The sequence below is a fragment of the Leucobacter chromiireducens subsp. solipictus genome (assembly GCF_016758195.1).
Lineage (GTDB): Bacteria > Actinomycetota > Actinomycetes > Actinomycetales > Microbacteriaceae > Leucobacter > Leucobacter solipictus.
Genome location: NZ_QYAC01000006.1, coordinates 302,521 through 314,530 on the forward strand (window position 1 = coordinate 302,521; position 12,010 = coordinate 314,530).

Here is a 12,010-nt window from a genome sequence, read left to right on the forward strand (position 1 = left end):
TTCAGGCGTCGGACTGCGGCTTAGGCGCAGGCGAAGCTGTCCTCGAAGAGGACCGAGGAGAAGTCTCCGAGCACCGCGGTGAAGTCGGCGTCGCTCGTGAGGATCGCGGGATCCTTCGTGAACTCGGCGAACTTCTGGTACACGTCCTGGTGCGGGCTATCGACCTTGGCGAGCGCCTCGTAGGCGGCGATCTCCTCGGGGGAGAACTCGATCTCGTTCGGGTTGCTCTCGGTCTCAAGCGCCGCGGTGAGCGCCGCGCAGAACTCGGGGGAGCGCTCGATATCGGCGGTGGCCGAGTCGGGCTCGACCGAGAGATCGCTCGTGTCAGGCAACGAGGACTCGAGCTCGGCGGTGGCGTCCTCAAGCTGGCTGAGGGAGCTCGACACCGTGGTACTGGCGGTCTGGGCGGCGACGCCGATAAACACGAACATGACGATCATGCTGATGATCGAGATCGCGAGGCTGACGTAGCCGATGATCGTGCCCGCGAGCGCGAGGCCGCGGCCGCGTTCACCGGTGCGCTTGATCTGGCCGAGCGCGATGTGGCCGCAGATGATGCCGACGATGTTGAACAGGATGCCGCCGACGAGGGCGATGATCGCGAGCGTGTTCATGGGAGGCTGCTGCGGCTGGCCGCTCGGGTACGGGGTGCCCGCGTAGGGGGCGCCGGCGGGCGGACCGTCCAGCGGCGGGGCCGGGGGAGCCGCCGCATACGCCGGCGGAGCCGCCGGGTAGGCCGGGGGCGCTGCGGTGTACGCCGGGGGCGCGACGGGGGCCTCGGGCGCGGCGGGCGGCGCCGCCGGCACGTCGGGGGTGGTCGGCGTCGCGTCGGCGACGGGGAGATCGGCTCCGGGCAGATCGGTGGCGGGCGGAAGCGGCGACGGAGGAGTCGGCTGCGACGACTCGGGACCGGGGAGGTTCGGGTCGGACATGAAGAATAGGCTCCTTGGCAAGGATTGAGACGGGCAGGATCCGGCCGAAGGACGACGTTGCAGGTGGATCCGGGCGCGCACCGATCGCGGGTGGCACCCGCCCATTGTAGTAACGGCAGCCAGATGACCTAAAGCCCGGAATGGCCTAGCGTGGCAGCTATGGAGTTTCTTGGCAGCCAACCCACGGTCGATCTCACCTACGCAGACGTGTTCCTCGTGCCGCGGCGTTCGGCGGTGACGAGCCGGCTCGATGTGCAGCTGCGGCCCGAGGACGGGACCCCGGCGACGCTGCCGCTCGTCGCGGCCAACATGAACTCGGTGACGGGCCCGCGCCTCGCCGCGGTGCTCGCGCGTCGCGGTGGGCTCGCGGTGCTGCCGCAGGACCTCGCGCTCGCCGACACCGAGGCGGCGATCCGCTGGGTGAAAGCCCAGCCGGTCGCGGTGGATTCCCCGATGGTGCTGCCGCCCGAGGCGACGGCCGCGGATGCGCTGCGACTGATCCCGCGCGCACCGGGCCAGACGGTGGTGGTGGCGGACCGCGGGGCCGATGCGAGCGCGTCGGATCGGGTGCCCGTGGCTGCGCTGCGCGGGATCCTGTCGGCGGAACGCCTGGCGTCGGTCCCGGCGGACGCGCGGCTCGGCGACCTGCTGCACGGTGCCCCCGCGCTGCTCGAGCTTGCCGAGCTGGAGGACGCTCGGCTCGCGTTCGACCGGGTCGTGGCGGCGACCGCGGCGGGGGACGGCGCGAGCGGCAGCGACGGCCCGACCGCGGCGGACGCCGTGGGCGTGATCTCGGGCGAGATGCTCGTGGGGACCCTGTCCCGCCGCTCGGCGCTCCGCCGCACGATCTACGCGCCCGCGCTCGACCGCGACGGCCGATTGGCGGTCGCCGTCGCGGTCGGCATCAACGGGGACGTCGCGGGGAAGGCCCGCGCCCTGGCCGCCGCGGGCGCCGACGTGCTCGTGGTCGACACCGCGCACGGGCATCAGGAGAGCATGTTGCGCGCGCTCCGCACCATCGGCGGTCTGGACCTCGGGCTTCCCATCGTTGCGGGCAACATTGTGACCGCGGACGGCGTGCACGATCTCGTGGACGCGGGTGCCACAATCTTGAAGGTGGGGGTCGGCCCCGGCGCGATGTGCACCACCCGCATGATGACGGCCGTGGGCCGGCCGCAGTTCTCCGCGGTCCTCGAAACGGCATCGGCGGCGCGGGATCTGGGTGCGCACGTGTGGGCCGACGGGGGTGTGCGCTACCCGCGCGACGTGGCCCTCGCGTTGGCGGCTGGCGCGGCCTCGGTGATGATCGGTTCCTGGTTTGCGGGGACCGCCGAGTCGCCGGGAGAGCTCCTCACGGACGCGGACGGGCGGCAGTACAAGGAGTCTTGGGGGATGGCCTCCACGAAGGCCGTGCAGGGGCGGTTCGGGGGCCTCGACGCGTACGAGCTCGCGCGCAAGGAGCTGTTTGCGGAGGGCATCTCCTCGTCGAAGATCCTGCTCGATCCGGCGCGGCCCGGCGTCGAGGACCTGCTCGACATGATCACCTCCGGCGTGCGCTCCTCCTTCACCTATGCGGGGGCGAGCTCGCTCGCCGAGTTCCACGCCCGGGCGCGTGTCGGGCTGCAGTCCGCGGCGGGCTACGAAGAGGGCAAAGCGTTGCCGGTCAGCTGGTAGCCCAGGGGGCCACGCCGCCCGCGAGATCCGGCACGGCCACGCCCCCGCGCGGATTCCGCATACGCGCCCGAATAGACTGGGTGCGGCACCAACGACGAGGAGCAAAGTTGAAGTTTATCTCGACCCGCGGCGGCATGGCCCCGGCACCGTACAGCGCGATCCTGCTGGAAGGGCTCGCCACCGACGGCGGCCTGGTCGTCCCAGAGACCGTTCCGCAGCTGAGCGCCGCGGACATTGAGGCGCTGCGCGGCCTCAGCTATCCCGAGCTGGCGACGGAGATCCTGAGCCACTACGCCACCGACATCCCGCGCGAAGACCTCGCGGCCATGTGCGCCGCCGCGTACAGCGCCGAGAAGTTTGTTGCCGAGGAGGTCGTCCCGCTCACCGCGATCGACGATCAGATCACGCTTGTCGGCCTGTCCGAGGGGCCGACGCTGGCCTTCAAGGACATGGCCATGCAGTTCCTGGGCCAGGCCCTCGAGTACGTGCTCGCCCGCACCGACCGCAGCCTGAACATCATCGGCGCGACCTCGGGCGACACCGGCTCCGCCGCCGAGTACGCGCTGCGCGGCAAGGACGGCATCGCGGTGTTCATGCTCTCGCCGCAGGGGCGCATGAGCGACTTCCAGCGCGCGCAGATGTACTCCCTCACCGACGACAACATCCACAACATCGCCGTCGAGGGCGTATTCGACGACTGCCAGAACCTCGTGAAGGAGCTCTCTGGCGACCTGGACTTCAAGCGGGCGAACTCGCTCGGCACGGTGAACTCGATCAACCTGGGCCGGATCAGCGCCCAGATGGTGTACTACTTCTGGGCGTGGCTGCGGGCCACCGACGGGGTCGCCGAGGCGGATCGCGCGGGCTTCGAGGTCTCGGTCACGGTGCCGTCGGGCAACTTCGGCAACATCCTCTCGGGACACCTTGCGAAGGTCATGGGGCTGCCGATCCGGCACCTGGTGCTCGCCGCGAACGAGAACAACGTGCTCGATGAGTTCTTCCGCACGGGGATCTACGCGCCTCGCGGCTCGGCCGAGACCTACCTGACGTCGAGCCCCTCGATGGACATTTCGAAGGCGTCCAACATTGAGCGTTTCATCTTCGACCTGCTGGGGCGCGACCCCGAGCGGCTGTCCGCCGCGTGGGCGGAACTCGACGCGACGGGGCGGATCGACCTCACCGCCGAGCTGCCCCGCCTCCAGAGCGAGTTCGGGTTCCAGAGCGGCACGAGCACGCACGCCGACCGCGTCGCCACGATCCGCGACGTGCACGCGGCACGCGGCATCATCATCGACCCGCACACCTCCGACGGCGTCAAGGTGGCGCGCGAACACGTCGAGCCGGGTGTGCCCATGCTGGTCCTCGAGACCGCGAAGCCCGAGAAATTCCCGGAGATCGTGCTCGAGGCCACCGGTCAGCAGCTCGGCATTCCGGAGCACCTCGCGGGCCTCCTGGAGCTGCCGCAGCACGTCACCGAGATGGCCGACGATGCGGCGCAGCTGCGCGAGTTCATCGCCGCGCGGGCCGTGCGGGCGTAGACTCCAACGCATCACCACGCACTCGACCACCGGGGGAGGCCACGTGTTCGGACGACGCAGCTCGCGCGAATTGGAATACCGGATCGCCATACTTGAGCGGCACACGGGTGCCGCTGAGCCGGGGCGGCCGGACACCCCGCCGGCCGCGATGCGGGGAGGCCGCCGGGGCCTGTGGGCGGACGGTTTCGGCAAGATGGCGACCCGTTCGCTGCAGGTCATCATCGTGCTCGCGCTCACCGCCGTCGTGGTGCTGGGGCTGCGCAGCCTCAGCACCGTGGTCATCCCCATCCTGCTCGCGCTGATCCTCGCCTCGACGTTCTCGCCGGTGATGCGGTGGCTGCGGGGTCGGGGCGTGCCGTCGGTCCTCGCGACGGTGATGGTGTTGCTCGCGGTCGTGCTGCTGTTCACCGGCGTCGGCTGGCTGATCGTGTGGGCGGTGCGTGACGAGTGGGACGAACTCGCCACGCAGGCCCACGACGGCTTCACGCAGGTGCTCGACTGGGTGCAAACCCTGCCGTTCGCGCCGAGTGCGGATCAGATCTCCGAGTGGCAGGACACCGTCGTCGACTTCCTCACGAGCTCGCAGTTCGGCTCCGGTGCGCTCGCCGGCGTGGGAGCGGTGACGGGCTTCGTGACGGGGCTCGTGCTCATGGTCGTGGTGCTGTTCTTCTTCTTGAAGGACGGCCCCCAGATCTGGCGATTCCTGCTCCGCCCCTTCTCGGGCGAGGGGCTCGCCCGCGCCGAGCGCGCCGGCGACAAGACGGTGGCGACACTTGGGTCCTATGTGCGCGGGACCGCCGCGGTGGCCGCGGTCGACGCGATCGGCATCTGGATCGGACTCATGATCCTGCAGGTGCCGCTCGCGCTCCCGCTGTCCGTGCTGGTGTTCGTGCTGGCGTTCATCCCGATCGTCGGCGCGACGCTCGCGGGGATCCTCGCCGCCCTGGTCGCGCTCGTGGCAAACGGGCCGCTCAGTGCGATCCTTGTCGTCGGCGTGGTGGTGCTCGTCAACCAGCTCGAGGGGAACTTCCTGCAGCCCGTGCTGATGGGCCGCGCGCTGAAACTGCACTCGCTCGTGATCCTGCTTGCGTTGACCATTGGCACCGTGCTCAGCGGCGTCCTGGGCGCCGTGCTCGCGGTGCCGATCGCGGCGGTCGCCTGGGGCATCATCCAGGTGTGGGACGGCCCGGACCTTCCCGCCAAGTGGTTCCGCCCGCGCGAGGAGCGCGCATAGCCGCGCCGCACCGGTGACCGCCGCCGCGGTGCCCGCCGCTGTGGTGCCCGCGCCGAGAACCCCGAGGTGCGCTACTCTGGCAGCGAGCGCGGCGGCGGGTGCCGTGACCGACGAAGGAGTGTCATGCGGTTCCTGTTCCAGATCCTCACGCAGATCGTGCTGGGGGCGATCGCGCTCATCGTGATCCATTTCGCGCTCCCCGGAGTCACCCTGCACCTGGCCGGCTTTTTCGTGGCGCTCGGCGTGTTCACGCTCGCGCACGCGCTGTTCGGCCCGTTCGTGCTGAACATTGCGCAGCGTTATGCCGCGCCGCTCGCGGGCGGTGTGGGGCTCGTCGCCACCGTGCTCGCGTTGTGGGTCGCGACGCTGTTCCCGAACGGCATCCAGATTCAGGGGCTCGATTCCTGGGTGCTCGCGCCCATCATCGTGTGGGTGATCACCGCGCTCGGCGGCTGGATCATCATGGCCTTCGTGGTGGACAAACGGCTCAAGCGCCGGGCGGCCGCGAAACTCGTGGGGGCACAGCGCTGACTTCTCGCCCCGATCACACATCCGCCCCGATGCTCACCGCTGACGCGGTGGGGGTGGAGCTCAGCGGTGCCGTGCTCCTGCCGGACACGAGCCTCGCCCTGCGCCCCGGGAGCTGCGCCGCGGTGCGCGGCCCGAACGGTGCGGGGAAGACGACGCTGCTGCGGGTGCTGGCCGGTCGGCTCCGCCCCACGCGCGGCCGCGCCACCCTGTTCGACCGGCCACTTGACGAGCGCGCCCGCGCCGTGCGTCAGCACATCGCGGCGCTCATCGAGCCGCCCGTGCTCTACCCGGATCTCACGCTCCGCGATCAGATCGCCTTGATCGTGGGGGCGTGGGCGGGTGCGGCTGCGCGGCCCCGCGCCCGGGCCGACGCACCGGCCGTAGCCTGGCCGGGGTGGGGCGTGGACGCGATCGACCGCTTCGAGATTCGGCACCTGGAGACCCGCTTCCCGCACGAACTGTCGAGCGGGCAGCGCCAGCTCGTCTCGCTCGCCGCGACCTTTGCGCGGCCGGGCAGCGTGCTGCTCCTCGACGAGCCCGAGCAGCGGCTGGACCCCCACCGGCGGGGGCTCCTCGGCGACGCGATCCTCGCGGCCCGCGGTGCGGGTGTCGCGGTCGCCTTCGCCTCGCACGACGCGGACCTTGTGGCGCGTGTGGCCGACACCTCCCTCCACGTCGGGGGTGCGACGGCGTGACACGCGGGGTGCCTGCCGCGCCGCCCGGCCCGGTGCCCGGCGCGTCGCCCCGTGCGCCCCTCACGGGCCTCCGGGCCGTCCGCGCCATCCGGCGCGCCCGCGGCGAGCAGCTCTCCGCGGGGGACGTGAGTTACCGGGTGTACCTCGCCGTGATGCTCGGGATCACGGTCGTGGCGCCATTCGTGCGGACCCTCGTCCTGGGGCTGGCCCCCGGGTTGCCGGGCACGGCCACGACGCACACGTCGACGCTCGCCGTGGCGCTGACGCTCCTCACCGCAGGGGCCGTGCTCCTGGGCGGTCATCTGGGCCCCGCCCGCGCCGGTCTGCCGCAGCTGGACCTCCTGTTCACGTCACCGATTCCACGCACCCGGCTGCTCGCGGGGTCGCTCCTGCGCTGGGGCACTGGCGGCGTCCTCCTCGGCGCGCTCGCCGGGGGCATCGTCGCCGTGGCGCTGCTCCTGTCCGGCCCGCTGGGGTGGGGGATGGGGCTGGCCGTCGTGGCGGGCGGCGCGTGCCTCGGCGCGATCCTCGTGGGCGCACAACTGCTCGGCCAGCGCGGACCGTCTCCCCGTGCGGGCCTCGCGGGCGGCCTGCTGCTTCTCGCGGGAGCGCAGGCGCTGCTCGGGGGCGGTGGGGCCGATGCGCAGCGGGGGGTCGCCCCGCTCCCGGATCCCTGGTCGGCGGCCGCCCGCGTCCTCGCAGCCGCGGCCCGAGCGGTGCACGCGGACGCGCTCCCGCAGGACGCGGCCGCGTGGTCCGGGAGCGGGGTGCCCGGCGATCTGATCCTGCTCGGGGCCGTGGCCCTGGCGCTCGGTGCCGCGGCGCTTCCCCTGGCGAGCCGGCTCCCGCGCGAACTGCTGCGCGCGCAGGCGGCGACCTGGGACAGCGCGAGCACGCTGGCGCTGAGCGGCGATCCGAGCGCCGCCGTCGCCCGGTTCGGGGTTCCGGTCCGGTGGGGACGCCGCCTGCGACTCACTCCGCGGGCTCGCGCGGGGCGCGCCCCGCACCCGCTCTCGCTTGTGGTGCGCCGCGATCTCCTCGGGCTGCTCCGTGCGCCGGGGCGGAGCCTCGCCGCGCTGTGCGGCGTTGCCGCAGCGGGGGCGCTGTGGGCGGCCGCGGTGTGCGTGCCGCGCGGGATCGGGGGCGCCGCACTGCTCGGCGCGCTCGCCCTCGTCTGCGCGCTCTGGTCGCTGGGTCCGTGGTGCCGCGGGATCGCGGCGGCCGCGGGCGGGGCCGGGGCACCGCCGCTGCTGCCGTTCTCGCCGGCCGGGTTGATCCTGCGCCACGCGGTCGTGGCACTCGGGCTCGCGCTCCTCGTCACGCTGATCGCCGGGGTGGCGTTCGTGCTCGTGGGCACCGCGTCGGCCGCCCCCGACGTCCTGGCGGTCCTCGGGACCGCGCCCGTGTTCGCGCTCGCCACCGTGCTCCTCCGGGTGGCCGGGGCCCTGAAGGGCACGATCCCGCTCCGGCTCTTGGCCCCGGTGCCCACCGCGGCGGGCGATCTCGCCGCGGTGAACGTGTTCCTCTGGTCGATCGACGGTCCCGTGGTCGCCGCGCTCGTCGGGGCGGCGCTGGGCGCGATGTGGGCGGCCGCGTCCGGGGCCGGCCTGCTGCTCGCCCTGCTCGGCTCGCTCGTGCTGCTCGCCGGGCTCGGCGCCTGGGCCCGGTCCCGCCTCACCTCGGGCACCGAGGCCGCGGCGCACTAGCCTGGCGCGCCCCGCACGCGCGTCCCGCACGCGCGTCCCGCACGCGCGTCCCGCACGCGCGCCCCGCACGCGCGCCCCGCACGCGTGCCCGCGTGCCCGCGTGCGCCCCGCCTGCCCGCGTGCCCGCGTGCGCCCCGCCTGCCTGCGTGCGCGCCCCGCGCGCCCGCGTCATCCATGGGTGAGTTTCCGGGCCTTCACGAACGCCAAGTCCCCGAAACTCACCCATGGATCCGCTCCGCGCGCTCCGGATGGGCGCAGTGGATGCCGGCTCGGCCCTCGAGATCGCGCCGAGTCGCCTCGGTGCCACGTGTCCGGGGCACCGAGGAGGCCGGGAGCGGTCGGCGCAACATTGGCGGATTTCCGCGGGACACACCCGGGATGAGTGGCCAAATTGGCCGTGATCCCCGAATCGTGTCAGAATATACAAGTCGTCAGGGCAGCGGGAAAAAATCCCGAAGCTCACGACAGCGTCCGGCCCCATCGTATAGCGGCCTAGTACGCCGCCCTCTCACGGCGGTAACGCGGGTTCGAATCCCGCTGGGGTCACCGGATCGAAAGCCTCACCTTCGGGTGGGGCTTTCGTGGTTTTTCGGGCCGTGTGTCCCGCCGCGAATGCGAGCTCCCGCCCGCGGGCCCCCGAGTATGCTGGGAACATTCCGTTTCGGCATACAGAGGAGCGCTCAGTGACCCGCACCATCAAGCTCGCAGTCATCCCCGGCGACGGCATTGGCCCGGAGGTGATCGCGCAGGCAAATCGCGTGCTCGACGCCGCACTCGTGGGAAGCGACGTGACGCTTGAGCGTACGGAGTTCGCGCTCGGTGCCGACCGTTTCCTCGCGACGGGGGAGACCCTGCCCGAGGCCGAGCAGCAGGCGATCGCGGCACACGACGCGATCCTCTTCGGTGCGGTCGGCGGGGTTCCCGGCGATGCCCGCCTGAAGCACGCGAACATCGAGCGTGGCCTGCTCCTGAAGCTCCGCTTCGACTTCGAGCACTACGCGAACGTGCGCCCGTGCACGCTGTTCCCGGGCGTCGAGTCGACGCTGCGGGATCCCGGTGCCGTTGACTTCCTCGTGGTGCGCGAGGGCACCGAAGGCCCGTACGCGGGCAACGGCGGCGCGCTCCGCCCCGGCACGCCCAACGAGGTCGCGACGGAGGTCTCGGTGAACACGGCGATGGGCGTGGAGCGCGTGGTTCGGTACGCGTTCGAGGCCGCGCAGGCCCGCCCGCGGAAGAAGCTCACGTGGGTGCACAAGACCAATGTGCTCGTGTTTGCTGGCGCGATGTGGCAGCGCATCGTCGAGGCCGTCGCGGCGGAGTACCCCGAGATCGCGGTCGACTACATGCACGTCGACGCGGCCACCATTCACATGGTGCAGGATCCGGCGCGTTTCGACGTGATCGTCACTGATAACCTGTTCGGAGACATCCTCACTGACGTGGCCGGCGCAATCGGCGGCGGCATCGGGCTGGCGGCCTCCGGAAACATCAATCCCGACGGCACGTTCCCGAGCATGTTCGAGCCCGTGCACGGCTCTGCTCCCGACATCGCAGGGCAGCAGAAGGCGGACCCGACCGCGGCGATCCTGTCCGCGGCACTCCTCCTGGACCACCTGGGCCTGCAGGCCGAGGGCGAGCGCGTCCGCACAGCGGTGCGCGCAGACCTCGCCTCCCGGGGATCCGACGCCCGTTCGACGGCGGCGGTCGGCGACGCGGTGATCGCCGCGATCCCGGCCCGCTAGTTCCCCGCCATCCCGGCGCACCCTGACGTTTCAGTACTCGCGAGAAAGACCCTTCATGACTGACCTGGCATTCACCCACACCGAAGCGACGCGCCGCACCGCGGCCGAGCGTGAGGCACTGCTCGCCGATCCCGGCTTCGGCAACGTCTTCACCGATCACATGATCTCGGTGGTCTGGACGAAGGACGCCGGGTGGCACGACGCGGAGGTGATTCCGTACGGACCGATTCCGATGGATCCCGCGTCCTCGGTGTTGCACTACGGCCAGGAGATCTTCGAGGGCCTCAAGGCCTACCGCCGGGCCGACGGCTCGATCGTGACGTTCCGGCCCGAGGCGAACGCGAAGCGTCTCAACGAGTCGGCCGTGCGCCTCGCGCTGCCGGAGATCCCGGAGGAGCTGTTTGTCGCGGCCGTGCGTGAGCTCGTGCGGATCGACGCCGACTGGGTCCCGAGCGGCGCCGATCAGAGCCTCTACCTGCGCCCGTTCATGATCGCGGACGAGAGTTTCCTCGGGGTGCGGGCCGCCGAGCGCGCGCGCTTCCTGATCATCGCGAGCCCCGCGGGTCCCTACTTCTCGGGCGGCGTGAAGCCGGTGTCGATCTGGCTGTCGCAGGATCTGGCCCGCGCCGGGCGCGGCGGCACCGGCGCGGCGAAGTGCGGCGGCAACTACGCGGCCTCCCTGCTCCCGCAGCAGGTTGCGGCGGAGAACGACTGCCAGCAGGTGCTGTTCACCGACGCGGCCACGGTCGACACGATCGACGAGCTCGGCGGCATGAACCTGTTCCTGGTTCGCGCGGACGGCACCCTGCTCACCCCGCAGCTGAACGGCAACATCCTGGACGGGATCACCCGCCGTAGCTTGATCCAGCTCGCGAAGGATCGCGGCCACGCGGTGGAGGAACGGGAGATCACCGTGAGCGAGTGGCGCGCGGGCGTCGCCGATGGCACGATCACCGAGGCGTTCGCGTGCGGTACCGCCGCCGTGATCACCCCGATCCAGCGGCTGAAGTCCGCGGACTTCGTGATCGACTTCGGCGCGAACGCGCCCGGCGCGCTCACGATGTCGCTGCGCGAGGAGCTGACCGGCATCCAGTTCGGCACCCGCGAGGACCGCCACGGCTGGCTTTCCGAGATCACCACCGCGGAGGTCGCACGATGAAGGTCGCGCGGTTCCAGATTGACGGGGAAATCTCCTACGGCATCCTGGACGCCGCCGAGCAGGGCGACGGGATCGAGATCGTGGAACTGGTGGCGGATCCGATCGTCGCCGGCTACGACACGACCGGCCGCCGACTCCGGCTCGAGGAGGTGCGCCTGCTCGCTCCCGTGATCCCGCGTTCGAAGGTGGTGTGCGTCGGCAAGAACTACGCCGATCACATCGAGGAAATGCGCGACGTGACGGGCGGGGAGACCCCCGAGGAGCCGCTGCTGTTTCTGAAGCCGAACACCTCCGTGATCGGTCCGGGCGACGCGATCGTGCGCCCGGCGATCTCGGATCGGGTCGAGCACGAGGGCGAACTGGCCCTGGTCATCGGCGCGATCGCGAAGGACGTGCCCGAGGACGAGGCCCTGAAATACGTGTTCGGTTTCACCTGCGCGAACGACGTCAGCGCCCGCGACCTGCAGCTGAAGGACGGGCAGTGGACCCGGGGCAAGAGCTTCGACACGTTCTGCCCGCTCGGGCCCGTGATCGAGACCGACCTGGACCTGAGCGATGCGCGGATCCAGACCCGCGTCAACGGCGAGATCCGGCAGGACGGCCGCACCTCTCAATTGATTCACTCGCTCGCGAAGATCGTGGCGCACGCCTCGCAGGCCTTCACGCTGCTGCCCGGTGATGTGATCCTCACCGGCACGCCGGCGGGGGTCGGCACGATGGTGTCGGGCGACGTCGTCGAGGTCGAGATCGAGGGCATCGGTATCCTCCGGAACCCGGTGCGGGACGCGGGGGAGTAACT

Annotated in this window: 10 protein-coding genes and 1 tRNA gene; 10 read left to right on the forward strand and 1 reads right to left on the reverse strand. The window is 71.5% G+C overall.

Going from position 1 to position 12,010, the window contains the following annotated elements; all coding sequences use genetic code 11:
- Positions 1-20: 20 nt before the first annotated feature.
- The gene (locus D3230_RS12720; RefSeq protein ID WP_202345409.1) at positions 21-932 is read right to left on the reverse strand and encodes a DUF4190 domain-containing protein; all 912 of its coding nucleotides are present in this window, start codon (positions 930-932) and stop codon (positions 21-23) included.
- A gap of 159 nt (positions 933-1,091) precedes the next feature.
- Between D3230_RS12720 and guaB1 the strand changes: the two genes are divergently transcribed.
- The 10 genes from guaB1 to D3230_RS12770 all read left to right on the forward strand — a co-directional run bounded on the left by guaB1 (position 1,092) and on the right by D3230_RS12770 (position 12,008).
- Positions 1,092-2,606: a GMP reductase gene (gene guaB1 / locus D3230_RS12725; protein WP_202345410.1), complete on the forward strand. Its 1,515-nt coding sequence runs from the start codon at positions 1,092-1,094 to the stop codon at positions 2,604-2,606.
- 107 nt (positions 2,607-2,713) lie between these two features.
- Positions 2,714-4,144, forward strand: coding sequence for a threonine synthase (gene thrC / locus D3230_RS12730; protein WP_202345411.1), 1,431 nt, complete (start codon positions 2,714-2,716; stop codon positions 4,142-4,144).
- Between the two features lie 148 nt (positions 4,145-4,292).
- Positions 4,293-5,378, forward strand: coding sequence for an AI-2E family transporter (locus tag D3230_RS12735; RefSeq protein ID WP_202345448.1), 1,086 nt, complete (start codon positions 4,293-4,295; stop codon positions 5,376-5,378).
- Positions 5,379-5,501: 123 nt separating this feature from the next.
- Complete coding sequence (locus tag D3230_RS12740; RefSeq protein WP_202345412.1) at positions 5,502-5,909, forward strand: phage holin family protein; 408 nt, start codon at positions 5,502-5,504, stop codon at positions 5,907-5,909.
- A gap of 29 nt (positions 5,910-5,938) precedes the next feature.
- Entirely contained in the window at positions 5,939-6,604 is a 666-nt protein-coding gene (locus D3230_RS12745) for an ABC transporter ATP-binding protein (protein WP_202345413.1), read from the forward strand.
- Positions 6,601-8,310 (forward strand): hypothetical protein, encoded by a 1,710-nt coding sequence (locus tag D3230_RS12750; RefSeq protein ID WP_202345414.1) that lies wholly within the window; start codon positions 6,601-6,603, stop codon positions 8,308-8,310. The genes D3230_RS12745 and D3230_RS12750 overlap by 4 nt, the downstream gene beginning before the upstream one ends.
- 473 nt (positions 8,311-8,783) lie before the next feature.
- Positions 8,784-8,856 (forward strand) — tRNA-Glu (locus D3230_RS12755).
- 137 nt (positions 8,857-8,993) lie between these two features.
- Complete coding sequence (locus D3230_RS12760) at positions 8,994-10,052, forward strand: 3-isopropylmalate dehydrogenase (RefSeq protein WP_202345415.1); 1,059 nt, start codon at positions 8,994-8,996, stop codon at positions 10,050-10,052.
- A gap of 55 nt (positions 10,053-10,107) precedes the next feature.
- Positions 10,108-11,211 (forward strand): branched-chain amino acid aminotransferase, encoded by a 1,104-nt coding sequence (locus tag D3230_RS12765; protein WP_202345416.1) that lies wholly within the window; start codon positions 10,108-10,110, stop codon positions 11,209-11,211.
- Positions 11,208-12,008 (forward strand): fumarylacetoacetate hydrolase family protein, encoded by an 801-nt coding sequence (locus D3230_RS12770; RefSeq protein WP_202345417.1) that lies wholly within the window; start codon positions 11,208-11,210, stop codon positions 12,006-12,008. Before D3230_RS12765 ends, D3230_RS12770 begins: the two co-directional genes overlap by 4 nt.
- Positions 12,009-12,010: the final 2 nt, after the last annotated feature.